The sequence below is a fragment of the Gammaproteobacteria bacterium genome (assembly GCA_016705365.1).
Classification (GTDB): Bacteria; Pseudomonadota; Gammaproteobacteria; order Pseudomonadales; family UBA5518; genus UBA5518.
In genome coordinates this window covers 376,952-402,139 of sequence record JADIYI010000008.1, presented here as the reverse complement: position 1 = coordinate 402,139, position 25,188 = coordinate 376,952, and the positions used below count along the sequence as shown (strand labels likewise).

Annotated in this window: 24 protein-coding genes; 13 read left to right on the top strand and 11 right to left on the bottom strand. The window is 64.2% G+C overall.

Features of this window, described 5'->3' with window-relative positions:
• Position 1 precedes the first annotated feature (1 nt).
• The 3 genes from IPF49_09350 to IPF49_09340 all read right to left on the bottom strand — a co-directional run bounded on the left by IPF49_09350 (position 2) and on the right by IPF49_09340 (position 3,635).
• Positions 2 to 1,390: an adenosylhomocysteinase gene (locus IPF49_09350; GenBank protein MBK6287816.1), complete on the bottom strand. Its 1,389-nt coding sequence runs from the start codon at positions 1,388 to 1,390 to the stop codon at positions 2 to 4.
• A gap of 77 nt (positions 1,391 to 1,467) precedes the next feature.
• Positions 1,468 to 2,628, bottom strand: a complete 1,161-nt coding sequence (locus IPF49_09345) for a methionine adenosyltransferase (GenBank protein MBK6287815.1) — start codon at positions 2,626 to 2,628, stop codon at positions 1,468 to 1,470.
• Between the two features lie 20 nt (positions 2,629 to 2,648).
• Complete coding sequence (locus IPF49_09340; GenBank protein MBK6287814.1) at positions 2,649 to 3,635, bottom strand: metalloregulator ArsR/SmtB family transcription factor; 987 nt, start codon at positions 3,633 to 3,635, stop codon at positions 2,649 to 2,651.
• Between the two features lie 163 nt (positions 3,636 to 3,798).
• Here IPF49_09340 and tkt point away from each other — a divergent pair, with 163 nt between their 5' ends.
• Genes tkt through IPF49_09310 form a run of 6 tightly spaced genes read left to right on the top strand, consistent with a single transcriptional unit; the run spans position 3,799 to position 12,965 of the window.
• On the top strand, positions 3,799 to 5,799 hold the full coding sequence (tkt, locus tag IPF49_09335; protein ID MBK6287813.1) for a transketolase: 2,001 nt from the start codon (positions 3,799 to 3,801) through the stop codon (positions 5,797 to 5,799).
• A gap of 56 nt (positions 5,800 to 5,855) precedes the next feature.
• Positions 5,856 to 6,872 carry an erythrose-4-phosphate dehydrogenase gene (locus tag IPF49_09330; GenBank protein MBK6287812.1) on the top strand — a complete coding sequence of 339 codons (1,017 nt, stop codon included), beginning with the start codon at positions 5,856 to 5,858 and terminating at the stop codon, positions 6,870 to 6,872.
• A 33-nt stretch (positions 6,873 to 6,905) separates the two neighbouring features.
• Complete coding sequence (locus IPF49_09325; protein ID MBK6287811.1) at positions 6,906 to 8,075, top strand: phosphoglycerate kinase; 1,170 nt, start codon at positions 6,906 to 6,908, stop codon at positions 8,073 to 8,075.
• A gap of 20 nt (positions 8,076 to 8,095) precedes the next feature.
• Positions 8,096 to 9,163, top strand: coding sequence for a cyclic nucleotide-binding domain-containing protein (locus IPF49_09320; protein ID MBK6287810.1), 1,068 nt, complete (start codon positions 8,096 to 8,098; stop codon positions 9,161 to 9,163).
• A 50-nt stretch (positions 9,164 to 9,213) separates the two neighbouring features.
• Positions 9,214 to 10,878: an acyl-CoA dehydrogenase family protein gene (locus IPF49_09315; GenBank protein MBK6287809.1), complete on the top strand. Its 1,665-nt coding sequence runs from the start codon at positions 9,214 to 9,216 to the stop codon at positions 10,876 to 10,878.
• An 11-nt stretch (positions 10,879 to 10,889) separates the two neighbouring features.
• On the top strand, positions 10,890 to 12,965 hold the full coding sequence (locus IPF49_09310) for an SDR family oxidoreductase (protein MBK6287808.1): 2,076 nt from the start codon (positions 10,890 to 10,892) through the stop codon (positions 12,963 to 12,965).
• Positions 12,966 to 13,186: 221 nt separating this feature from the next.
• Here IPF49_09310 and IPF49_09305 read toward each other — a convergent pair whose 3' ends face one another.
• A complete protein-coding gene (locus IPF49_09305; GenBank protein ID MBK6287807.1) occupies positions 13,187 to 13,741 on the bottom strand; it encodes a hypothetical protein in 555 nt (184 codons plus the stop codon).
• Between the two features lie 182 nt (positions 13,742 to 13,923).
• Between IPF49_09305 and IPF49_09300 the strand changes: the two genes are divergently transcribed.
• The 7 genes from IPF49_09300 to IPF49_09270 all read left to right on the top strand — a co-directional run bounded on the left by IPF49_09300 (position 13,924) and on the right by IPF49_09270 (position 18,085).
• The gene (locus IPF49_09300; GenBank protein ID MBK6287806.1) at positions 13,924 to 14,988 is read left to right on the top strand and encodes a fructose-bisphosphate aldolase class II; all 1,065 of its coding nucleotides are present in this window, start codon (positions 13,924 to 13,926) and stop codon (positions 14,986 to 14,988) included.
• Positions 14,989 to 14,995: 7 nt separating this feature from the next.
• Entirely contained in the window at positions 14,996 to 15,973 is a 978-nt protein-coding gene (locus IPF49_09295) for an alpha/beta hydrolase (protein MBK6287805.1), read from the top strand.
• A 53-nt stretch (positions 15,974 to 16,026) separates the two neighbouring features.
• A complete protein-coding gene (locus tag IPF49_09290; protein MBK6287804.1) occupies positions 16,027 to 16,173 on the top strand; it encodes a hypothetical protein in 147 nt (48 codons plus the stop codon).
• Between the two features lie 97 nt (positions 16,174 to 16,270).
• Positions 16,271 to 16,768, top strand: coding sequence for a hypothetical protein (locus IPF49_09285; protein MBK6287803.1), 498 nt, complete (start codon positions 16,271 to 16,273; stop codon positions 16,766 to 16,768).
• A complete protein-coding gene (locus IPF49_09280) occupies positions 16,765 to 17,223 on the top strand; it encodes a hypothetical protein (protein ID MBK6287802.1) in 459 nt (152 codons plus the stop codon). The genes IPF49_09285 and IPF49_09280 overlap by 4 nt, the downstream gene beginning before the upstream one ends.
• An 18-nt stretch (positions 17,224 to 17,241) precedes the next feature.
• A complete protein-coding gene (locus tag IPF49_09275; GenBank protein MBK6287801.1) occupies positions 17,242 to 17,763 on the top strand; it encodes a sigma-70 family RNA polymerase sigma factor in 522 nt (173 codons plus the stop codon).
• Positions 17,764 to 17,779: 16 nt separating this feature from the next.
• The gene (locus IPF49_09270; GenBank protein ID MBK6287800.1) at positions 17,780 to 18,085 is read left to right on the top strand and encodes a hypothetical protein; all 306 of its coding nucleotides are present in this window, start codon (positions 17,780 to 17,782) and stop codon (positions 18,083 to 18,085) included.
• Positions 18,086 to 18,092: 7 nt separating this feature from the next.
• Here IPF49_09270 and IPF49_09265 read toward each other — a convergent pair whose 3' ends face one another.
• From IPF49_09265 to IPF49_09235, 7 genes are all read right to left on the bottom strand, one after another.
• Complete coding sequence (locus tag IPF49_09265; protein MBK6287799.1) at positions 18,093 to 19,673, bottom strand: ERAP1-like C-terminal domain-containing protein; 1,581 nt, start codon at positions 19,671 to 19,673, stop codon at positions 18,093 to 18,095.
• 48 nt (positions 19,674 to 19,721) lie between these two features.
• Positions 19,722 to 20,279, bottom strand: coding sequence for a hypothetical protein (locus tag IPF49_09260; protein ID MBK6287798.1), 558 nt, complete (start codon positions 20,277 to 20,279; stop codon positions 19,722 to 19,724).
• Between the two features lie 120 nt (positions 20,280 to 20,399).
• On the bottom strand, positions 20,400 to 20,729 hold the full coding sequence (locus tag IPF49_09255) for a hypothetical protein (protein ID MBK6287797.1): 330 nt from the start codon (positions 20,727 to 20,729) through the stop codon (positions 20,400 to 20,402).
• A 166-nt stretch (positions 20,730 to 20,895) separates the two neighbouring features.
• Positions 20,896 to 21,852, bottom strand: a complete 957-nt coding sequence (locus tag IPF49_09250; GenBank protein MBK6287796.1) for an ATP-binding cassette domain-containing protein — start codon at positions 21,850 to 21,852, stop codon at positions 20,896 to 20,898.
• Entirely contained in the window at positions 21,849 to 22,883 is a 1,035-nt protein-coding gene (locus IPF49_09245; GenBank protein MBK6287795.1) for an ABC transporter ATP-binding protein, read from the bottom strand. The genes IPF49_09250 and IPF49_09245 overlap by 4 nt, the downstream gene beginning before the upstream one ends.
• Positions 22,883 to 24,238, bottom strand: coding sequence for an ABC transporter permease (locus tag IPF49_09240; protein MBK6287794.1), 1,356 nt, complete (start codon positions 24,236 to 24,238; stop codon positions 22,883 to 22,885). Before IPF49_09240 ends, IPF49_09245 begins: the two co-directional genes overlap by 1 nt.
• A complete protein-coding gene (locus IPF49_09235; GenBank protein ID MBK6287793.1) occupies positions 24,238 to 25,179 on the bottom strand; it encodes an ABC transporter permease in 942 nt (313 codons plus the stop codon). Before IPF49_09235 ends, IPF49_09240 begins: the two co-directional genes overlap by 1 nt.
• Positions 25,180 to 25,188: the final 9 nt, after the last annotated feature.

The window sequence follows — 25,188 nt, the reverse complement described above, 5'->3', positions numbered from 1 at the left end:
CTCAGTAACGGTAGAGTTCGTTTTTGTACGGCCCGTCCACCGGCACCTTGATGTAGTCGGCCTGCTCCGGACGCAGGCGCGTCAGCACACCACCGAAACCGGCCACCATATGCCGTGCCACTTCCTCGTCGAGCCGTTTCGGCAGCACTTCGATGCTCAATGCCGCGGTGCGCAGTTCCGGCTCGAGCTCGGCGAAGCGGCGCTCGTAAAGATACATCTGGGCCAGCACCTGGTTGGCGAACGAACCGTCCATGATGCGCGAGGGATGCCCGGTCGCGTTGCCGAGATTCACCAGGCGCCCCTCGGAAAGCAGCAACAGGTAGTCGTCCGGCGCGCGATGGATCTTGTGCACCTGCGGCTTCACTTCTTCCCATTTCCATTCGCGGCGCATGAACGCGGTGTCGATCTCGTGATCGAAATGCCCGATGTTGCACACCACCGCACCGTTCTTCAGCGCCGCCAGCATATGGCGGTCGCATACATCCATGTTGCCGGTGGCGGTGACCACCAGATCGATCTGCGCCAGCAGCGCCTTGTCGACCTGCGCGGCGCTGCCGTCATTGTTGCCGCCGAGGTACGGAGACACCACCTCGTAGCCGTCCATGCACGCCTGCATGGCGCAGATCGGGTCGATCTCGCTGATCCTCACGATCATGCCCTCCTGGCGCAGCGACTGGGCCGAGCCCTTGCCCACGTCACCGTAGCCTACGACCAGCGCTTTCTTGCCGGACAGCAGGTGGTCGGTGCCGCGCTTGATGGCATCGTTCAGGCTGTGGCGGCAGCCGTACTTGTTGTCGTTCTTCGACTTGGTGACCGAGTCGTTGACGTTCACCGCCGGTACCTTGAGAGTGCCCTTTTCGAGCATTTCCTGGAGCCGCAGCACGCCGGTGGTGGTTTCCTCGGTGATGCCGTGCACGTGTTCGAGCAGTTGCGGGAAGCGCTGGTGAAGAATCGCGGTCAGATCGCCGCCGTCATCGAGCACCATGTTGACGGACCATGGCTGGCCGTCCTTCAGGATGGTCTGCTCGATGCACCACTCGTACTCCTCTTCGGTCTCGCCTTTCCAGGCGTACACCGCAATTCCGGCGGCCGCGATCGCCGCGGCGGCGTGATCCTGGGTCGAAAAGATATTGCACGAGGACCAGCGAACCTCGGCGCCGAGTTCGATCAAGGTCTCGATCAGCACCGCGGTCTGGATGGTCATGTGCAGACAGCCCAGGACGCGCGCTCCGGCGAGTGGCTGGTGGCTGCGGTAGCGATCGCGGATCGCCATCAGGGCCGGCATTTCGGTTTCGGCGATGCCGATCTCGCGCCGACCCCAGCCGGCAAGGGCGATGTCGGCCACCTTGTAGTCGCTGAACGCGGGTGCGATTTTTTTTGCAGAGCTCATGTTCGGATTCCTGTTTTCGGTTGAAGCCGGGCACCCTGGTGCCGCGGCAAATGGTTTTCAACGGCGGTGTGCGGTGCTTACAGTGCCTTCGCCAGTTCGGCAGCCTTGTCGGTGCGCTCCCAGCTGAAATCGCCGTCTTCGCGGCCGAAATGACCGTAAGTGGCGGTAGCGCGATAGATCGGACGCTTGAGGTCGAGCATTGCGACGATGCCGCGCGGACGCAGATCGAAATGTTCCTGTATCAGGGTGGAGATATGTGAATCGGACAGCTTGCCGGTGCCAAAGGTGTTGACCGAGATCGAGGTGGGTTCGGCCACGCCGATCGCGTAGGAAACCTGTATCTCGCAACGCTCCGCGATGCCCGCGGCAACGAGATTCTTGGCCACGTAGCGCCCCGCGTAGGCCGCGGAGCGATCGACTTTCGAGGGATCCTTGCCCGAGAACGCGCCGCCGCCGTGGCGCGCCATGCCGCCGTAGGTATCCACGATGATCTTGCGTCCGGTGAGGCCGCAGTCACCGAGCGGTCCGCCAATCACGAATTGCCCGGTGGGATTCACGTGGAAGCGGGTACCGGCGTGCAGCCATTCGGCGGGGATCACCGGGCGGATGATCTCGTCGATCACCGCCGCGCGCAGGTCTGCATGGGCGATGGTCGGGCTGTGCTGGGTCGAGATCACGACGGCGTCGACTGCCACCGGCTTGCCGTTCTCGTAGCGGATCGTGACCTGGCTCTTGGCATCGGGTCTGAGCCACGACAGGATGCCTTTCTTGCGCAGCTCGGCCTGGCGGCGCATCAGGCGGTGCGCGTAGGTGATCGGCGCCGGCATCAGCACGTCGGTCTCGTTGCTGGCATAGCCGAACATGAGACCCTGGTCGCCGGCACCCTGTTCCTTGTGCTTGCTCTCGTCCTCGTTCACACCCTGGGCGATATCGGGTGATTGCTTGCCGATCGCGTTCAGTACCGCGCAGGAGGCGCCGTCGAATCCCAGGTCGGAGCTGTTATAGCCGATGTCGAGAATTACCTGGCGGATCAGTTCCTCGAGCTCTATGTAGGTCTTGGTGGTGACCTCTCCGGCCACGATGGCCATGCCGGTCTTGACCAGTGTCTCGACCGCGACCCGGGCATCCGGATCGTCCTTGAGAATGGCGTCCAGGACGGCATCCGATATCTGGTCGGCCATCTTGTCGGGGTGTCCCTCGGAGACGGATTCGGAGGTGAAGATCGCATATTCGCTCATGGCTGATTCCTGTTTGAACCTCAAGTGGGCTGTTGAAAGAGTCGCAGTTGCACGCGAAATCCGTTGCGCAGCGCGAGATAGACGCTCTCGCCCTCGTCCAGCCCGGCATCACGGGCCCAGCGCGACAGATCCTCCGGGGCAAAACCAAGCCACAGATCGCCGCAGGCATCGCGCGCCCAGGACTGGTCGTGGGTGCACAGATCCGTCAGCAGCAGCACGCCGCCCGGACGCAGCGTCGCAGCCATATCGTTCAGCACGTCGGCGGGCGAGGCGGTGTGGTGCAAAACCATGTTGACGACCGCGAGGTCCGCGCCATGCGCCAGGCTTCGTGCATCGCGGTTGTCGCCGAGCATCAGTTCGACATTGCCGAGCTGCTGTTGCGCGCAGTGACTGCGCGCCTGTTCGAGCATCGCCGGCGAATTGTCGATCGCGATGACACGCCGGCAACGGGCCGCCAGTGCCGTGAGCAGCCAGCCCTCGCCCGGTCCGAGTTCCACCGCCAGGCCAGCCGGGTCGGGCAGTGCCTCGGCCAGCAATTCGTCGATCGCCTGCTGGTACTGTTCGCGCGGTGCAATCAGTTCCTGCTGGGCGCGGAATTTGCGCGAATTGACGGCAAAGAACTCGCGCGAGCTGGCGGCGCGTTCGGACTGTACCCGGGCCACTCCGCGCAAGGTCGATTCGCCGAGGCATATGTGGTCGGCACAGACATGGATCGATTGCGCGAGCGCATCGAGTTCCTCGCAGCTGGCACGATGCGCGCGGTGGTAGAAGATCGAGGTGCCCTCGCGGCGCCGGCACACCAGTCCGGCGTCGGCCAGCACTTTCAGGTGATGGCTCATCGCGGGCTGGCGCACCCCGAAAATACGGCACAGTTCGAGGACGCCATAGGAGTCGCGGCGCAACGAGCACAGGATCTCGAGCCGTAACGGATCGCCGGCGGCCTTGCACAGCTGGGCAAGGGGTTCGAAACCCCGTTCGGGTGGCAAAATGGCTGCGGCTTGAGTCATGGCGGGCGAGTCTAGCAGGACAAATCCCATATATCAAAATTATTCGATATAGCAGATCGACCGCTGGATTACCAAACCGGCCCCTGGGCGGTTTCCTGACAGGGTGCGCTGGTGGACAATAGCGCCCCTTTGCAGCCGCACCGTATTCCTCGAGGAAATATTCATGTCCAATCGTACCGAGCTTGCCAATGCGATCCGCGCTCTCAGCATGGATGCGGTGCAGAAGGCGGAAAGCGGCCACCCCGGAGCGCCGATGGGCATGGCCGACATCGCCGAAGTGCTGTGGAACGACTTCCTGGTGCACAACCCGGCCAATCCGGGCTGGTTCAACCGCGACCGCTTCGTGCTGTCCAATGGCCATGCCTCGATGTTGCTCTACTCGCTGCTGCACCTGAGCGGCTATGCCCTGCCGATGCAGGAGCTCGAAGCCTTCCGCCAGCTCCACTCGCACACTCCGGGGCACCCGGAGTACGGCGAGACCGTGGGTGTCGAGACCACGACCGGTCCGCTCGGTCAGGGGCTTGGCAACGCGGTCGGGATGGCGCTGGCGGAGAAAATGCTGGCGGCACACTACAACCGCGACGGCCACGCGCTGATCGATCACCACACCTACGTGTTCGTTGGCGATGGTTGTCTGATGGAGGGCATCTCGCACGAGGTCTGTTCGTTGGCAGGCACGCTGAAGCTCGGCAAGCTGATCGCCATTTACGACGACAACGGCATCTCGATCGATGGCCACGTCGAGGGCTGGTTCACCGACGACACCGCAAAGCGTTTCGAAGCCTACGGCTGGCAGGTGGTGCGCGCGGTGGACGGACACGACCCGCAGGCAGTGGCAGCGGCCATCGCCGCGGCGCGGGCGGCCGATTCGCGTCCCAGCCTGATCTGCTGCCGCACCGTGATCGGCAAGGGCGCACCCAAAAAGCAGGGAACAGAGGCTGTGCACGGCGCCGCGCTCGGGGCCGGCGAGATCAGCGCGGCGCGCGCAGCGCTCGGCTGGGAACATGCGCCGTTTCATATTCCGGCCGATATCTACGCGGGCTGGGATGCGCGTACGCGCGGCGCTGCCGCCGAAGCCGCGTGGCAGCAGCGCCTCGAAGACTACCGCGTGGCGTTTCCCGATGCTGCCGCCGAGCTGGAGCGCAGGATGCGCGGCGAGCTGCCCGAGGAGTTCGCAGCCGCGGCTGCACGCTATGTGCAGGACACCCAGGACAAGGGTGAGAACATCGCCAGCCGCAAGGCGTCGCAGAACGCGTTGCAGGCACTGGCACCGCTGCTGCCCGAGCTCGTCGGCGGTTCGGCGGATCTCGCCGGTTCCAACCTGACGCTGTGGAAGGGAGCGCAGGGGGTCAGCGCGCAGGACGCCGGCGGCAACTACCTCCATTACGGGGTGCGCGAGTTTGGCATGGGCGCAATCATGAACGGCCTGGCGCTGCACGGCGGGCTGCGTCCCTTTGGCGGTACTTTCCTGGTATTCATGGAATACATGCGCAACGCCGTGCGCCTTGCGGCATTGATGGGAGCGCCGGTGATCTACGTGTATACCCATGACTCCATCGGGCTCGGCGAGGACGGACCGACGCACCAGCCGATCGAGCAACTGGCCAATCTGCGTGGCACGCCGCGGCTGGCGGTGTGGCGCCCCGGAGACGCGGTGGAGTCTGCGGTGGCCTGGCAGCAGGCGCTGCTCAATCAGTCAGGGCCGAGTGCGCTGGTTTTCTCGCGCCAGAATCTGGCGCACCAGCCGCGCACTCCTGAGCAACTCGCGGCGATTGCGCGCGGTGGCTATGTGCTCGAGGACTGCGACGGCGTGCCCGAGGCAATCCTGATCGCCACCGGCTCCGAGCTGGCGCTCGCGCGCACTGCCGCGCAGCAATTCAATGCGGACGGGCGCCGGGTGCGGGTGGTATCGATGCCGAGCTGTGATCGTTTCGATGCCCAGGAACCGGCCTGGCGCGAGGCCGTGCTGCCCTCCTCGGTGCGCGCACGGGTGGCGATCGAGGCCGCGCATGCCGACTACTGGTACAAATATGTCGGCCTCGACGGCCGCGTGATCGGGATGCGGGATTTCGGCGCCTCAGCGCCCGCCGACGAGTTGATGAAGCTCTACGGATTCAGCATCGAACACGTGGTAGCGGTGGTGCAGGAAATGCTGGACTCCTGAACACGTTGTCGCCTGGCGGGGGGTGGGGCATCACGGCCACGGTTCGGGAATCGCCAATGAGCATACGCGCGGCAATCAATGGCTATGGCAGGATCGGGCGCTGCCTGCTGCGGGCGGCGTGCGAGCGTGGCCTGGGCGGAACGCTCGATATCGTCGCGATCAACGAGCTAGCGAACCTCGACACGATGGCCTATCTCACGCGCTACGACACCACGCATGGGCGCTTCCCCGGCACCGTGGAAGTGTATCCGCGGGGGCTGCTCATCGACGGCCGGGCCATTGCGGTGAGCGGTATCGAAGCCGTGGAACTGCTCGAATGGAATGCTGCCGGCATCGACCTAGTGTTCGAGTGCAGCGGCAGCTTTTCCTCGCGGGCACACGCCCAGGCACATATCGAGCGCGGTGCGCGCCGGGTGCTGTTCTCGCAGCCCGCGGGCGCCGATATCGATGCCACGGTGGTCTATGGCATCAATCACCACGGGCTTGGTGCCGCCCAGACGGTCATTTCGGCTGCCTCCTGCAGTACCAACTGCATCGTGCCGGTCATCGACGTGCTCGATCGCGCACTCGGTGTCGACAGCGGCGTCATCACCACGATTCACTCGGCCATGAACGACCAGCCGGTGCTCGACGCGTATCACCACACCGATCTGCGCAAGACCCGAGCGGCGCTGCAATCGATCATCCCGGTCGATACCGGTCTGGCCGCCGGCATCGGACGCATACTGCCGCGCCTTGCGGGGCGCTTCGAAGCACAGGCGATGCGGGTCCCGACGCTGAATGTCTCGGCCATCGACCTCTCGGTGGTGGTACGGCGCGATACCACGGGCGCCGAAGTCAACACGATCCTGCGCGAGGCCGCGCAGGGAGCGCTCGCGGGAATCCTCGGCTATACCGAGGAGCCGCTGGCCTCCTGTGATTTCAACCATGACCCGCGCTCGGGCATAGTGGATGCCTCCCAGACCCGGGTCGGTGGCCGGCGACTGCTCAAAGTCTTGACCTGGTTCGACAATGAATGGGGATATGCGAACCGCATGCTCGATGTCGCGCTATATTGGGCGGCAAAGCACTGAAGCCGGGACTGCTCGGCGAGGAGATCGGCAGCGATGCCCCTGAAGCTGATGACCGAATTCGACCTGCGTGGCAAGCGCGTGCTGATCCGGGAGGATCTCAACGTTCCGCTCAAGGATGGCCGGGTGAGCAGCGACGCGCGGCTGCTCGCGGCGTTGCCGACGCTGCGCCTGGCGCTCGAACAGGGCGCCAGGCTGATGGTGATGTCGCATCTCGGCCGGCCCAAGGCGGGTGCCAGCGCCGCCGACAACGCACCTTTCAGCCTCGCACCGGTGGCGCGGCGGTTGGGCGAACTGCTGGGTCGCGAGGTGCCGCTGGTGCGCGAATGGCTGGATGGCGTCGAGCTTGCCGAGGGCGACCTGGTGCTGTGCGAGAACGTGCGCTTCAACCAGGGCGAGAAGCAGGATGACGAGGCGCTGTCACGGCGCATGGCTGCGCTGTGCGATATCTACGTGATGGATGCTTTCGCGACCGCGCATCGCGCCGAGGCCTCGACCCATGGCGTGGCGCGCTTTGCGCCGATCGCGTGTGCGGGCCCGCTGCTTGCGGGGGAACTGCGCGCGCTGCGCAAGGCGCTCGAGCATCCGGCACGACCCCTGGTGGCCATCGTCGGAGGCTCCAAGGTCTCGACCAAGCTGACCGTTCTCGAGACCTTGAGCGAGAAGGTCGATCAGCTCATCGTCGGGGGTGGAATAGCCAATACCTTTCTTGCGGCGGCGGGCCTGCCGATCGGCAAATCCCTGCACGAAGCGGAACTGCTGGAACAGGCGCGGCGCCTGATGAAAAAAACCTCGATACCGCTGCCGGTGGATGTGGTGGTCGCGCAGGCGCTCGCTGAAGACGCGCCGGCGCGGGTATGCGAGGTGGCGGGGATCGAACCCACGGAGATGATCCTCGACATCGGCCCGCGTACCGCTGCGCAATTTGCGACGATGCTCACGGACGCCGGTACCATATTGTGGAATGGTCCGGTCGGGGTGTTCGAGCTTGAACAATTTGCGGGGGGTACCCGCGCGATTGCCGAGGCGGTGGCCGCGAGCCAGGCGTTTTCACTGGCCGGTGGCGGCGATACGCTCGCGGCGCTTGAAAAATTCGCGGTGGCCGACAGGATCTCCTATGCCTCCACCGGCGGCGGGGCTTTCCTGGAATTTGTCGAAGGCAAGGAACTGCCCGCGGTGACTATTCTCGAGGCGCGGGGCCTGTAGCAGCGGGAGGAATAATCTGAATGACCATCATCGATGGCTTCGATGTCACGCTCGAGCGTTTGCGCAACTTCCATCGGCTGGCGCTGATATCGGAGAAACACATCGAGCGTCTGATGGAGGGTGCCGGCATCAAGCGCCTGTCCAAGGGCCAATTCCTGTTCCGCAAGATGGCGCAGCCCGATACCAGTTACTTCCTGCTGGAAGGCGAAGTCGAGATCCGCGAATCCTTCGAAAAGCGCAACCTGGTGGACGCCGCGGGCCACCAGGCCCGGTTCCCGATAGAGGAGCACTGCCGCGGCGGGGCGGCCGTGCGTGCGCAGGGCGACTGCGTGGTGCTGACCCTGAGGCGGGATGCAATCGATGAGCTGATCGCGAGCGGCGACGATGCCGGTATCGATGTGGTGCTGGTGTCCGATACCGAGGAGCGCCTCGAGGAGGCGCGCTTCGATGACGAGTATTCCGAGGACTGGATGGCGCGCCTGCTGGAATCGCCGCTGATGTCGCACCTGTCCGCAACCAATATCCAGCGCTGTTTCATCGAGCTCGAACGGCTACCGAAAAAAGCCGGCGAGGACGTGGTGCTGGCAGGTTCGCGGGGTGAGCATTTCTACATCATCGTGGAAGGCGAGGCGAGCGTGATCACCGAGGAGGCCGGCCCTTACAAGGGACAGACATTCGACCTGGTGCCCGGTGACTATTTCGGCGAGGAAGCGCTGGTTGCGAACACCATCCGCAATGCGACGGTGCGCATGACCAGCGACGGCGCGGTGGGCCGGCTCGACCGCGCCCAGTTCGACGCGATTTTCAAGTCCTCGCTGGTACAGACCATCGATCTCGACAAGGCGCGCAAATTCCTTGCCAGCGCGGGTATCGGTTGCGAGATCATCGATGTGCGTTTCCCGGCCGAATACAAGCATGCGCATATCGAGGGCAGCGTGAACACGCCGGTGGTCAGCCTGCGCAAGCGTCTGCGCGAACTCGACCGCAACAAGAGCTACCTGGTCACGCCGGAGGGCGGGCGGCGCAGCGAGCTCGCGGTGTACCTGCTGCGCCAAGCCGGCCTGAACGCCTATCTTTTGAACGGCTGAAGCACGGGCGCCGCGGGTGCGGTTGCGGGTGCGCAACAGGAGAGCAAGCCATGCAGCGCGACAACGCCGCCCCGTCCGCGGGCGAAACCCATGAGGTATTCAACCAGCCGCCTGCGCTGGAGCCCTTCGATGCCTGGCTGAGCGACACCGCGCTGCGCGAGGCGGTGGTGCGCGAAGGTGGCGGGTGGGCGAGTACCCACATCGCGGCCTATGGTGCACTGGCCGGAGGTGAGCTGTTCGAGGCCGGGTTCCTCGCCGAGCGCTACCCGCCGCAGTACCACTCGCACGATCGCTACGGGCGGCGTGTGAGCCTGATCGAGTTTCACCCGGCCTACCATCGTCTGATGAAAGGCGCGATCGAAGCCGGGCTGCCGAGCCTGCCGTGGGCGCAGCCGCGGCCGGGGGCGCACGTGGCGCGCGCGGCGCTCGAATACCTGCACAACCAGGCCGATTCCGGCAGTGGATGTCCGCTGACGATGACCTTCGCGTCGGTGCCGGCGCTGCGTTTGCAGCCGGATATTGCCGCCGACTGGTTGCCGCGCCTGATGACGCGTGTCTACGACGGCTCCAACCGGCCTTGGTACGAGAAACAGGGCGTTACGCTCGGCATGGCCATGACCGAGAAGCAGGGTGGCACGGATGTGCAGGCCAATACCACGACGGCGCGGGCGCTGGGGGCAGCCGGCCCCGGGCGGGGATATGCGCTGAACGGTCACAAGTGGTTCTGCTCGGCGCCGATGTGCGATGGCTTCCTGGTGCTGGCGCAGAGCGGCGCGGGGCTGTCGTGTTTCCTGATGCCGCGCTGGCATCCCGATGGTGGCTTGAACGGCATCCATGTCCAGCGCCTGAAAAACAAGCTCGGCAACCGCTCCAATGCCTCCAGCGAGATCGAACTGCGCGATGCGCATGCCTGGATGATCGGCGGCGACGGGCGCGGCGTGCCCACCATCATCGAGATGGTGATGATGACGCGTTTCGATTGCATCGTCGGTTCGGCATCCCTGATGCGCCAGGCACTGGCGCAGGCGCTGACCCACTGTGCCGGGCGCGCGGTGTCGGGCCGTCCGCTGGTGCTGCACGCGCTGATGCAGAACGTGCTCGCCGATCTCGCGCTCGAAAGCGAAGCCGCGCTGGTGCTCGCGCTGCGCATCGCCCGGCGCCTCGACGAGGCTGCAACCGACGAGCGGGCGCGGCTCTTTTTGCGCATCGCGACGGCCGTGGGCAAATACTGGGTTTGCAAGCGCGCGCCGGCGCATATCAACGAGGCGGCCGAGTGTCTTGGCGGTGCGGGTTATGTCGAGGAGTCGATCCTGCCGCGGCTCTATCGCGAGGCGCCGGTCAACTCCACCTGGGAGGGCAGTGGCAACGTGCAGTGCGTCGACGTGCTGCGTGCCATCGCGCGCGAGCCTCGGGCGCTGGAGTGTTTCATGCAGGAACTCGATGCGGGGGCGCGGCTCGATGCACGCCTCGCGGCTTTTGTGAACGATCTGCGGCATGATCTCGAGCGGCGCGAACAGCGCGAGTACCGCGCCCGCACACTGGTCGGGCGCATGGCGCTCGCGTTGCAGGCGGCGTTGCTGCTCGAATCCGGAAATGCCATTGTTGCGGATGCGTTCTGCGCGGCGCGCCTCGGAACAGCCCGTGGTATGGTTTACGGCGAATTGCCGGCGAGTGTCGACTGTGCGGCGATCATTGCGCGTGCAAGCCCGACTTAGCGGAGAACGACATGGCAAATTATTTCGTCACCGGCGGCACCGGTTTCATCGGCCGTTTCCTGATTCCGAAACTGCTGGACCGTGGCGGCAAGGTCTACGTGCTGACGCGCGAGCAATCGCTCGGCAAGATCGAGCAACTGCGTGCGCTGTGGGGTGTCGGCGAATCGCAGCTGGTAGCCATCAGCGGTGACCTCGCCCGCCCGCGCCTCGGGCTGAAACGGGCGCAGATCGCCGCCCTGAAGGGCAAGATCGATCATTTCGTGCATCTTGCCGCGATCTACGATCTGAAGGCCGACGCCGAATCGCAGATCGAAGCCAACGTGGGCGGTACCCGTCACGCGCTGTCCTGCGCCAGGGCGCTCGCGGCGCGTTGCTTTCACCATGTCAGCTCGATTGCCGCGGCGGGTCTCTACAAGGGCACGTTTACCGAGGACATGTTCGAGGAAGCGACCGGCCTGGATCATCCCTATTACCGTACCAAGCACGATTCCGAAGGGCTGGTGCGCCGCGAAAAAGGGCTGCGCTGGCGGATCTACCGTCCGGGCATCGTGGTCGGCGACTCCTCCACCGGCGAGATGGACAAGATCGACGGCCCTTACTATTTCTTCCCGGCCATACGCGGCATCAGCCATACGCTGCCGGGCTGGTTGCGCGCGATCGGGGTGCAGGGCGGGCATCTCAATATCGTCCCGGTGGACTACGTGGTCGATGCCATGGACTACCTGATGCACCTCAGGGGGCATGACGACGAGACCTTTTTCCTGACCGACGACGATGGCATTTCGGTAGGGGACCTGATTCGCGTGCTGTTGAAAGCCGCGCACGGCCCCTCGCTCAGCGTGTTGCGCAGCGGCGCGCTCGACAAGCTGCTGGGACAAGTACCGATCGATCGCCTGGTGAGCGTGGGGCCGCTGCAACGAGCGCTCGGCGCGGTGCTCGGGCAATATGGCATTCCGGCCGAGTCGATGAAATTCGTTGGCTACCCGACCCGCTTCGACTCCAGCAAAACCCGCGGCCTGCTGGACAAGGCCGGCATCGAGTGCCCCCGCTTCGAGGACTATGCGGATGTGCTCTGGGAATACTGGTCAGCCAACATGGACGGGGCCGGCGCGAAGCGACGGAGCAGAGTCCCGGTTTGGGTGCGCGCGGTGGAAAGTGCCGTCGGGCGCCCCAGCCCGCGCCGGCTTGGTGCGGCGATCAAGGGCAAGGTCGTGGTGGTGACCGGGGCCAGTTCCGGAATCGGCAGGGATTGCGCGCTCAAGCTCGCCGAGGCCGGAGCCATCGTGATACTTGCCGCGCGCACCCCCGGGAAGCTCGAGGAAACCATCGCCGATATCCGCCAATTCGGTGGCGAAGGCCATGCGTACGCCTGTGATATCGCCGACCTTGCCGACTGCGACCGGTTTATCGACACGGTGCTGGAGAATCACGGTCAGGTGGATATCCTGATCAACAACGCCGGGCGTTCCATCCGGCGCTCGGTGCAATACTCCTTCGATCGCTTTCATGATTACGAACGTACCATGCAGCTCAACTATTTCGGCGCGTTGCGCCTGATCATGGGCTTCGCGCCGCGCATGCTGGAGCGCAGCAGCGGTCACATCATCAATATTTCCTCGATCGGAGTGCTCGCCAGCCCGCCACGCTTCTCGGCGTATGTGGCATCAAAAGCCGCGCTGGACGCATTTTCCTGGTGCGCGGCGGCGGAGTTCGCCGACCGCAACGTACGCTTCACGACCATCAACATGCCTCTGGTGCGAACGCCGATGATCGCGCCCACGAAGCTCTACGATGCGTTCCCGACGCTGTCACCCGAGCAGGCAGCCGACCTGGTGATGAAGGCAATCATCGACAAGCCGAAGCGGGTTGCGACAGGGCTCGGGCTGGCCGGGGCCGTTGCCCAGGCGATCGCGCCGCAGATGAGCGAATTCGTGCTCAACCAGGCTTATCGCCTGTTCCCGGATTCCGCCGCCGCACGTGGCTTGTCAGATGCCGAGGCCAAGAAGGAGCAGAAGAAGCTGCCGACCGGTTCGGTCGACCTGGCGCGCAAGATGTTTGCCCAGGTGTTCAGCGGAGTTCATTGGTAGGGAAAAGGGGAAAAGGGGACCGGGAAAAGGGGACAGAGGGGAAAAGGGGACAGATTTATTTTTCGAGGGAAAAGGGGACAGATTTATTTTTCAAAGGAAAATAAATCCAGGGGAAAAGGGGACAGATTCAGGGGAAAAGGGGACAGATTTATTTTTCAAAGGAAAATAAATCTGTCCCCTTTTCCTTTCCGTCGTCCCCTTTTCCGCTTTTCCGCTGACTATCAGTTCAGGTCGGCGTCTTTCCAGAATTTGGTGCCTTGGATCATCGCCTGCAAGGTGAGACCCGACTCGGTCATCTGGTAGATCTTGATTCCATCCAGCACCAGTTCTCCGCCCACTGCCGCACCCTGGGTATTGGCTTTGGCCGCGGCGTCGGCGTTGCCGCCGATATTGAGACCCTGTTCGATGAAGCGCTCCATGATATGGCGCTTGGAGAAGACGTAGACCGCGCGGTAGTCCTTGACGCCGGCGCCGAGACCACCACCCAGTGCACCCATCCCCATGTAGGTATGGGCGCCACTCACGTTATCCACCACCACGCCGAAGCCCTGGCCGACCGAGGCAAAAATCACGGCCGCGTTCCAGCTCGAAAATACCGCATAACCGGTCGCGCTCTTGATCTCGTTGGCGGCCCCGGGGTATTTCTTGTAAAGATCCGTCAGCACTTCCTTGCGCATGTTCTCCACATTGCGCCGCTTGTCTTCCTTGGTCTGGCCAGCAGCCATGCAGCCGCTCAGCAACACTGCCACGGCGAGCATAACGGTAACGATTCTCATGGGGGTTTCCTCGGAATAGGGGCTCGGCGGCATTGTAGACGCAATGCCGCCGCCAGCAAAACAGTGGCGATGACAGAGACGGGCGGCTGCATTAGACTCGCGCGCTGACCGAACGCCATGGAGAGCCCTGTTTCGAGGACGCAATCATGGCTGCCAGGACCGCCACACGCCGAGGATTCGCGATGTCATTGATCAGCATGAGACAGTTGCTCGACCACGCCGCCGAGTTCGGGTACGGGGTGCCGGCTTTCAATGTCAACAACCTCGAGCAGATGCGCGCGATCATGGAGGCCGCGGACGAGACCGCCAGTCCGGTGATCGTGCAGGCCTCGGCGGGCGCGCGCAAATATGCCGGTTCCAATTTTCTCAGGCACCTCATGCTCGCGGCGATCGAGGAGTTTCCGCACATTCCGGTCGTGATGCACCAGGATCACGGCGTGTCTGCGGCAGTGTGCCAGCGCTCCATCCAGCTCGGTTTCAGCTCGGTGATGATGGATGGTTCGCTCGGCGAGGACGGCAAAACCCCCACCGATTACGATTACAACGTGCGCGTGACGCGGCAGGTGGTCGAGATGGCGCATGCCTGCGGTGTGTCGGTGGAGGGCGAGATCGGTTGCCTGGGCTCGCTGGAAACAGGCCTTGCCGGGGAAGAAGACGGCATCGGTGCGCAAGGCCAGCTGAGCCACGAGCAGATGCTGACCGATCCCGACGAGGCGGCGCGCTTCGTGCGCGATACCGGTGTCGATGCCCTGGCCATTGCGATCGGCACCAGTCACGGCGCCTACAAGTTCTCGCGCAAGCCGACCGGCGACGTCCTGGCGATCGGGCGCATACGCGACATCCACGCGCGCATTCCCGATACCCACCTGGTGATGCACGGCTCGTCCTCGGTGCCGCAGGACTGGCTGGCGGTGATCAACGAGTTCGGCGGAGAGATACCCGAAACCTATGGTGTGCCGCTCGCGGAAATACAGGAAGGCATTCGCCACGGGGTGCGCAAGATCAACATCGATACCGATCTGCGACTTGCCTCGACCGGAGCGATCAGGCGTTTCATGGCTCGCAACAAGTCCGAGTTCGATCCGCGCAAGTATCTCCAGGAAACGATCAAGGCCATGAAGGCGATCTGCCGCGAGCGCTACGAGGCTTTCGGTGCCGCGGGGCAGGCCGATGCGATCAAGGGCGTGTCGCTCGAGGAAATGTATCGGCGTTACGCCAGTGGCGCGCTGACGCAGAAAGTGAGCTGAGCGAGCGATGGCCAGCGCCCCTTCCGGCGGCAGCCGTCATGGTCCGCGGATTTTCGATCCGCAAGTGACGCGCGCCGGGCTGCGGACGCTCGCGTTCAGCGGCCTCAGCGTGGCGAGTGCCGCGGAACACGATTATTTCGCGTTTTACGGTATCGATTTTGCGAACCGGATTGCGGGGGTGAATCACCATTTCGGGCTCACCGAGGCAGCGGGCTTCCGCATCGCCTGTCATTACTACCAGCTGCCGAAGGCGCGCGGAACCTGCATTTTGCTGCACGGCTATTTCGATCACGCGGGCCTCTATGGTCACCTGATCGAACATTGCCTGAACAGCGGGCGCAATGTGCTGATATGGGATCTGCCCGGTCACGGCCTGTCATCGGGGCCGCAGGCCAGGATCCACAGCTTCGAGGATTACACCGACGTGCTGGAGGCCATGCTCGAGTTGCATGGCGCGGAGTTGCCGCGACCGCTCTGGGCGATCGGCCAGAGCACGGGCGGCGCAATCCTGATGAGCTGGGCGTTCCGCAAATGCCGTTCACCGGCCGCATGCCCGTTCGAGCGCATGATGCTGCTGGCGCCATTGGTGCGTCCCGCGAGGTGGCACCGGGTGAAATTGCTGCACACCCTGTTGCATCGGGTGCGCAATAATCTCGGGCGCAGTTTCGTGCGCAATTCCAGTGACGACGAATTCCTGGATTTCGTACGGGTCGATCCGTTGCAAAGTCGTATCCTGTCGATCCGCTGGGTCAGCGCGATGCGCCAGTGGATCGGCGAGTTCGTCGGTCATGCCGCGACCGGCTACGCGCCACTGGTGGTGCAGGGAACGGCTGATGACACGGTCGACTGGAGATGGAACCTGCCGATGATCAGGCAAAAGTTCCCGCGCGCCGACATTCGCATGGTGGACGGGGCGGGCCATCATCTGGTCAACGAGTCGCGCGAGCTGCGCGCCGAGGTGTTCGCGGCACTGGCGCTCGACTGAGGCCAAAGCCGGCAATACGCGGCTTACGTCAGGCCTTCGGACACTCCTTCTGCTTGCGGCGCGGCCTCGTATACCTGCTGGGGGGCGACAACAACCGCGCCCGTGCCGACCTGTACCGGCTCGAGGAGCCGAGCGAGCACGATGTGTTCGAGCGCAATGATCACAACAAGCTGCAACTGCTGCCCCGAGAGTCCGGATGACCCGGCGTTCCGGAGCATTATTTTTCGCGGCGGGTGAATCCATCGTGCCGGCGTTCACGTCTATATCAGCAAGCAGGTGAATTGATGGATGGCAGACGTGGAAAAATATCTGTTGTTGCTGGGATTTCAATTGACGCAGACCGCCTTTCTCGGCGCGATCGACGGTTCCGCCTGGCGTGCGCTCGCTGAGCGAGGGATTGCCGGTGCGCTGCGCGATCTCGATCCGGATGCGTTCCGGCTGCTGTTCCAGACGCTGATCTCCGGCACCTGGATCGGACGTATCGCGGATCTTGGCGACATGGCGCTCGCGATGGCGCGGGGCGCCGAGGGCCTGCCGCTCGCGCTGATCGCGCTGCAATGGGTAGCTGTAGTGTTGTGGCTGGCCGCCGAGCGGATGGTGTTCGAGCGCCGCGGCGACGAGGATGATGCCGGTGCGGCGTCCAAAGCTCGTGGCATCACGATTACCGTGGACGCCGATGATGAGGAATCGAGCCCGGCGGACAGGGAAGTGGAGCGCGTGATCGGCAAACTCTCGAAGCGGCACTCGGGCGCCTTCCGGAAAGCATCGGCAGCGAGCTCGATGACGAGGATATGAGCGAGTTGCGTGCGGCGATCAGGGACATCGAGGGGCTCAAGCAAGGGCGCACCGTCGTGCACAAGGCGGAATCCGGATTCGATTCCGAGATCATTCCCGCAGTGCTCGCGATCGTGCTGTTGTTCGGCGGGCCGGTGCTGATCGTGACGATCATCAGTTTCAACAACCGTCGCAAGCGCCAGCTGGTACACCAGACCATCGACAAGATCATCGAACAGGGACGCGATGTACCGGTGGAACTGCTCGACGCGCTCGACAAGGGCAAGAACGGCAAGAGCGCACTGGCGCGTGGCACGGTGAATATCGCGATCGGGGTGGCCGTCTGTGTCTGGCTCTACCTGGTGTCGGGCATCGATGTGGCGAGCATCGGCCTGATACCCCTGTGCATCGGTATCGCGCAGATCGTGGTATGGAAGATCGAGAAGCCGAACGTCGGCAGCTCCGCGGTAGCCTGACTCCGGAACTGCCGGCCGGTGGAATCGAGCGATGAGGAGCTGGTCGCGCGTGCGGCGGGGCATGACGGTCGTCATGCCTTTGCGATGCTGGTCGCGCGTCACCAGTCGGACGTCCGCAATTCGCTGCGCCGGTTCACGCGTGGCAATATCGCGCTGGCCGATGACCTTGCCCAGGAAACCTTCATCAGGGCGTATCGTTCGATCGCCAGCTTCAGGCGCGACAGCAGCTTTCGCAGCTGGATCTATCGCATCGCCTATCGCTGCTTTCTCGACGAGCTGCGCCGCAACGAGCCCGCGGCCGAGGAGATCGGCGATCAGCATCCGAGCGCAGGCGAAGACCATGAGGCGCGCGAGTTCATGGATCATTTCGATGCGGCGATGCGCCAGCTCAGCCAGGCGCAGCGTGATGCGGTACACTTTTTCGCTTCAGCGCGGTTTTCACACCCGGAAATCGCGGACATCATGGCAATGCCCGTGGGGACCGTCAAAACACATGTACTGAGAGGCCGCCAGAAGCTGCAGGAAATCCTCAGCGACTGACAGGGGGGGTTCAGCAATGAATGAAGTCTGGCTGGAACGTGCGCTGGCAGGCGCGGCGGAGCCTCATATTGACGATGACGGCTTCACTCTGCGCGTGATGCGGGCATTGCCACCGGCACCCCGTCAGGCGGGTTCGCGTTCCGACTGGATCCTGGTCACGGGAGCTGCGACGGGATCGGCCGTGGCCGCGAGCCAGTTTCCGCTCGCTCCCTTTGTGAACCTGCTGCTGCAGTCCGCACAGGTCCCCTGGCTCGTCGGCATCATGGTGCTCGGCCTCATGGCTGTAGCATTGGTTGCCGAACCGCTGCGTCGCGTCCTGTGAGCGCGCTTCAGGGCCTGATCTGTAGTTCTGCATCCCGGATGGCCATGCACCGGTCATTGTCTTCGAGCGCAACGACAAGTCCGTCGTGCGCCAGTTTGCCGAGCGGTGCGGAAGAGGCAAGGGCTGCCGCGAGCAGCTGCGCGCTTGCGGTGTCGCACAGTACCGGGAAGAGCCGCACATAATCCGCCATGAAGTACTCCGAGCGCGTGCTGTCGAGCAGCGCCAGCGCAGCCAGGATGCGAGCGGCAAATACCCGCTGCAGTGCCATCTGCGAGGGCGGGAAAAGATGGTTCATGATGGCTGACGCAGCTGCCGTATTGTCCGCTTGCCCGCCGATCAGCCGCTCGAGCATCGCGCCTTTCAGGGGCAGCTCCGGTAGTGCTGCCTGTACTCCGAGCCAGGCAAGCTCTCCGCTGGACGACGGATCGCGCGCGCGCTCGGCTTGCGCCAGCTGCAATGCACCGGGGTAGCCGCCTGCCGCGAGATAGCCGAGCAGCGTCCAGCGGCGTGGCTGATCGAGGCTCCAGCCGAGCGTTTCCCGATCCTCGCCCAGTAGTCGCGCCAGGATCGCGAGATCCTCTTCGCCTCCGGCGATGCGCAGATAATGATCCAGCCAGATTTTCTGGCTGTCACTGGCCGCTGCGGCGGTCAACACCTCCCACCACGCATCGCGCCGCAGTTGCTGCATCAGTTCGGGGACCGCCACCGGCAGACCGCCGGCGGCACCGATCCGAAGAGCGAGGTCGAAGGCGGCCGCTATACGGTAATGGATGGACGCCAGGGTGCGCGGATCATGCTCTGCCGCCTCGAACTGCAGTGCGAGTTGCAGAAAGTCCGGCAGCGCGAGGGTGCCGTCCTCGACCATATGCCATAGCGTCTGCCAGATCATGTTACGCATCAGCGGATCGTCGAACTGCATGAGATTGCGTTGCAGGAAGTCGAGATCGGCCGGGCCGAGGCCGAGGCGTGCAAAGGCCCAGTCCCGGTGGTTGGGCCAGACGAAATCGGGGCAGGCGATCTGTCCGGGTATGGAAACCGCGCTGCTGGCGCCCGCTACAACCGTGTCGATCACCTGGTAAGGGCTGCCGTCGCCCTCGCGATACAGCGCCACCTCCAGGCGCTGCGAGCGCAACTGCGGACGGGCCGCGGGAGCGCTCTGCAGCAGGGTCAGGGATTGCAGTTGGCCGGCTGTGCATTGCACCGTGGCGCGGACGGTATTGGTGCCTGCTGCGAGCAACCATTCGCGTGTCCAGGCATCGAGGTTGCGTCCGCTTGCCTGCGCCAGCGCGGCCACGAAATCCTCGAGCCGGGCGTTGCGCCAGGCACGTTCCCGCAGATACGCGCTGACGCCGCTGCGAAAGGCCTCCGGCCCGAGCAGGAAGTACAGCTGCTTGAGAATCGCGGCACCCTTGCCGTAGGAGATACCATCGAAGTTGGCGAAGGAACTGCGCGCGTCCGCCACCACCACCTCGATCGGGTGCGTGGTCGCGCGCGCATCGTCACGATAGGCCCAGGTTTTCTCGGAGGCGTAGAAGCTGTGCCAGGCGTCCCTGAACTCGGTGGCTTCGGCAAGGGCGAGGAATGCCATGAAATTGGCAAAACTCGTTCAGCCACAAGCCGTTCCACCACTGCATGGTCACCAGTTGCCAAACCACATATGCGCCATCTCGTGCAGGATGGTGTTGGCGATGGTTTCGCGCGCGGTAGCGGTGAGTTGGCCGCGCCCGACCAGGTTTTCGTCGAAGACCACCGCGGCGACGTTTTCCATCGCGCCGGAGGCGTATTCCGGTACCAGGACCTGGTCATACTTGAGGAAGGGATAGGCAATGCCGAAGTAGTCTTCGAAGAATCCGAAGCCGGCGCGTGTCCAGCGGAACCAGTCATCGACCGGCACATGAGCCGCGATCGAATGGCGTGCGAACAGGCGTGACGGGATACGCGCTTCACGGTCCTCCCAGACCTGGTATTCGCCGGTATGCAGGCTGAACAGGTAGGTGCTGAAGCGGGCGCTCCGGGCAAAGGTCCAGCGGCGCGTGTCACCGGAATCGCTGACCCGGGTTTCCCGGGTAGCGCTGATCACCTGCCAGGAGGCCGGGACCTCCACGCCGAGTGTATAGCTGGCCTTGATATCGGGTTGGTCGAAGCAGGGGAAAGGCACGATTCGCCGCGTAGGCTTCGAAATCGGTGTAGACATAGCTGCGCCCATCCTCGGGGTCGGTGAAGCGGAACAGTCCCGAGGATTCCGTGCTCCAGGGGTGGCGGTAACGGATGCGGACGTCGTTGCTTCCCGCACGCAGCGCCGCCGCGGGAACCGTTATGAAAAACCGTTGTAATCGGCGGCCTTGAAAGATCCGCCGTTGACGGACATGGCTTCCACGGTGCCGCCGCCGAAGTCGATGGTGAGCGGTGCTCCGCGCGAGTTGAACCCGAAACGAATGATGACCTCACCACGGTATTCGGGCGAGCCGGCGTCGAGTTGCATATCGAGCTCATAGCTGACCTCGCTCAACTGCATTGCGCGCAGGCGCGCGCTGCTTTCGTCGAGCGTGTCGCTGGCCGGGCGCCCGGCCGCCGAACCGTGCAGTGTCGGCGTGCAGGCGGCACAGAACGCCAGCAGCAGCGCCGTGAGCGCTATCAGACGCATTCAACTCACGCTGCCCGGAAAGCCCCCGCGCCCCATCACGAACAGGAGGGTAAAAAAGGCAGACAATGACTTCATGTTGCCAGTATGGCCGATTTGAAAAATTTAGCGAAACTGACCGTGGTAATCGGTGTCTGTCAATGCATTCCCGCCGGCTACACCCCGGGTTTCAGTCGTACAGGTGGCAAGCGATCATGCGTCCGGCCTCGCGCGAGCGGTACCCGGGAGTCTCGATCCGACAGCGCGCCATCACGTCCGGACAGCGGCCTGCAAAGCGACAGCCCGCCGGCACGTTGATCGGTGATGGAATATCGCCCACGATCGGTTCATGCACGCGGGCCTTCTCGATCCGCGGGTCAGGTTCCGGATTGGAGGCGACCAGCAGCCGCGTATAGGGGTGGCGCGGCTCGAAATAGACCTGGTCCGCGGGGCCCTCCTCGACCAGGGCTCCGAGATACATCACCACCATGCGATCCGAGATATAACGCACCATCGACAGATCGTGGGCAATGAACAGCAGGGTCAGGCCGAGTGTTGCCTGCAATTCGCCCAGCAGGTTGACGATCTGGGCCTGCACCGACACATCGAGCGCCGAGATGGGCTCATCGCAGACCACGAATTTCGGTTTCACGATCAGGGCGCGTGCGATGCCGAGACGCTGACGCTGCCCGCCCGAGAATTCGTGCGGATAACGCATCATGTGATCCGCCGACAAGCCGACCCGCTCCAGCCATTGCGCCACCTGGGCACGATGGTCGCGGGGCGTCGCGCCGGGCTGCAGACGCAGCCCCTCGCCGATGATCTCCTCTACCGTCATGCGCGGATTCAACGAGGCGTAGGGATCCTGGAAGATCATCTGGATCTCGCGCGAGTAACGCCTGAAATCGGCCACCGAATAGCGTTGCGGCAGCGGTTTGCCGTCGTAGCGGATTTCCCCCGAGGTCCTGGGCAGCAGCCCCGCAACGGTCTTGCCGAGCGTTGATTTGCCGGAGCCGCTCTCGCCGACCAGCCCCACGATCTGGTTGCGCTCGATGGCGAGCGTGATCCCGTCGACCGCGTGCACGGTCTGGCGCGGTCCGAGACGGAAGTGGGTCTTCAGATCGCGGATATCGAGCAGCACGCTCATCGGGTGTCACTCATCGTGGGCGGGGTCGTGGCGACTGCCGGGGCCTGTGGGTGGTGCAACCAGCAACTGGCCCGATGTTGCGCCCCGAGCGCGCTTGGTGCCGGATCGTGCACCGCGCAGATATTCATCGCGTGCGGGCAGCGCGGCGCATAGGCGCAGCCCGGCGGAACCGCGAACAGGTCGGGCGGGCTGCCCGCTATGGCGACCAGTTTCCGGTGCGTGCGCGCAGCGCCCGGCATCGCGCGCTTCAATCCCGTGGTGTAGGGGTGCGCGGAGCGATAGAAGATATCCTCGACGGGGCCCGATTCGACGATGCGTCCGGCGTACATCACCGCCACATCATCGGCCATGCGCGCCACCACCCCGAGATCGTGGGTGATCAGCACGATGGCCATGCCTTCCTCGCGCTGGATCTCGCGCATCAGTTCCAGCACCTGGTTCTGGATCGTGACATCGAGCGCGGTCGAGGGCTCATCGGCGATCAGCAGCGCTGGTTTGCAGGCCAGGCTGATCGCGATCATCACCCGCTGCAGCATGCCTCCGGACAGCTCGAAGGGGTATTGGTTCGCGCGCTTGCCCGCCTCCGGGATGCGGGTGCGATCGAGCAGTTGCACCGCCTGCGCCAGCGCCTCGCGTCGGGCCATGCCGCGGTGCGCGATCAGCGTCTCGGCGATCTGGCTGCCGATCTTCATGGTCGGGTTGAGCGAGGTCATCGGATCCTGGAAGATCATGCCGATTGCCGCACCGCGCACGCGGTTGATCGCGCGCGCGCCGAGGCCGATCAGCTCCTGCCCCAGCAGGCGCGCGGAGCCACCCGTGATGCGTCCGGGCGGCATGTCGATCAGCCCCATGATCGCCTGCACGGTGACTGATTTGCCGCAGCCCGACTCACCGACCACCGCCAGCGTGCGCCCGCGCTCCACCGCGTAACTCACCCCGCGCACGGCCTTGACCACGCCCCCGTAGGTGGCGAATTCCACCTCCAGGTCACGCACCTCGAGCACTGGCGTTGAAACCGCTGGATCGCTCATCAGCGTGACCTCAGGCGCGCATCCAGCGCATCGCGCAGACCGTCGCCGAGCAGGTTGAACGCCAGTACCGTGATGCTGATGAACACCGCCGGAACGATCAACTCGTGCGGGTGCGCGAGCATGGTGCGGATACCGTCGTTGCACATCGATCCCCACGAGGGGGCGCTCGGCACCGCGAAGGTGAGCGCCACCAGCAGCACGCCCATCACGTTCGGCACCATATGGCGGAAGATCAGATACCGCGTGCCCGCGCCCATCATGCGCGCCGCCTGGATGTAGGCTTCCTCGCGGATCTGCAGCACCTGCCCGCGCACCAGCCGCGCGGATGCCGGCCAGCCGAGCAGGATCAGTGCAATCAGCATCGGCATCACCCCGCTCTCGCCGGGCCCGATGCCGAAGGCGACCTTGAACAGGATCATGAACAACAGGAAGGGCAGCGCGATCACGAAGTCCGCGAAACGCATCATGGCGTTGTCGATACGCCCGCCGAAGTAACCGGAAACGCCGCCATAACACAAGCCGAACAACACGTAGAGAAACGGCGCGGTGACGCCGATGAACAACGAGGTACGGGCCCCCTGGATGATGCGCGCGAGGATATCGCGGCCGAGGTAATCGGTGCCCAGCGGATGGGCGACCAGGCGGATATCCTCGCCGATCGCTGCCCCCTGCTCCGTGACCAGGCCGCGATAGCGCGCCTCGGAGATCGCGATCGCCTGGCGAAGCTGCTGCTCCAGCGTGATATAGGTGGGCCCCTCCTCGTGCCCGAGCAACGGTACTACCGAGTAGAAATAACGGCGCGATTCGAGTCCGAGCCGGTCCTCGAAGCTGACCGTGCCCGCCCCCTCCACCTCGCCCAGCGGCAAGCCGAGATCGAAGCTGCCGCCGGGAGGCAATTCATGGCGATAGATCGCGTAGCCCGTGGCGCCCGCGACCGGCGTCCAGTGGAAGCGCACCGCCTCGGTGGTCGGCTGGCCATGGACGGTGATCGCGGACGGTGCCGCCAGATCGGCCGCCGTGGCGGCGCGCGTGGGTGAAACGGTTACCGTGCGGCCCGCCCACGGGACGTAATCGTCCACCAACAGCGCCGACATTCCCAGGTTCGGCCCCTGGGAGATCTGGTCCAGTACCTGGTGTGCGGGGTTCACCCGCCACAGCAACGGTCCGACCAGGGTGCCGGCGATCATGAACGCCACCACCAGCAGCGAAAGCATCGCGCGGGGATTCTGTTTCAGCCGGCGCCAGGCATCCTGCCAGTACGACAGCGAGGGGCGGCTGATCTGCGCGCCTGTGGCCGCTTGCGCCAGCGGCAGGAAATCCGCCGCCACCGGCTGATAACCGCTGCTGACACTCATCAGTTGGCTTTCTCCACCCGGATGCGGGGATCGACGAAACCGTACAGGATGTCGACCACGATCACCATGAACACCAGGAACGAGCCATAGAAGACCGTGGTCCCCATGATCACGGTGTAATCGAGCTGTTGCACCGCCTGCACGAAGTAGCGCCCGAGCCCCGGAATCGCGAATACCAGTTCCACCACGAAGCCTCCGGTGGTGATCGCCGCGATCGCCGGCCCGAGCACCGTGATTACCGGCAGGATGGCGTTGCGCAGTTGATGGCTGAAGAAGATGCGCAGCGGCGAGAGCCCCTTGGCACGCGCGGTACGCACGTAATCGGAGCCGCGAACCTCGAGCATGGAGGAACGCATCAGCCGGGTCAGGAAAGCCATCGTGCCGAGGCCGAGCACGGTGGCCGGCACGATCATGTGGCTGAAACTTCCCCAGCCGGCCACCGGCAGCAGCGACACGCCAAGCGCTTCGTTGAGCCGCAGGATTGCGAGCTGACCGAGCGCCGCGAACACGAAGCTCGGCACCGATATGCACAGCACGACCAGGAACATGATCACGATATCAGGCAGCCGGTCACGGTAGTTCGCGGTCAGCGCGCCCCAGACGATACCGCCCAGTGTCGCGAACAGCATTGCCAGTACGCCGAGCAGCGCGGACACCGGAAAATGATCGCGGATGATGTCGTTGACGTGGCGGTTCTGCTGGGTGAACGATATGCCGAAATCACCACGCGCCATGTTGCCGATGTAGATCAGGTATTGTTGCGTGAGCGGTTTGTCGAGACCGTACAGTTGCTCGAGATTGCGGCGGATCTCGGGAGTCAGGGCCTTTGCGTTGAGCAACGGATCGCCGGGCACCGAATGCATGCCGACGAAGGTCGCGGTGGCGATGAACCAGATCGTCAGCAGGCCCGAGAGGATGCGGTTCAGGATATAGCGCAGCATGGGAACCTG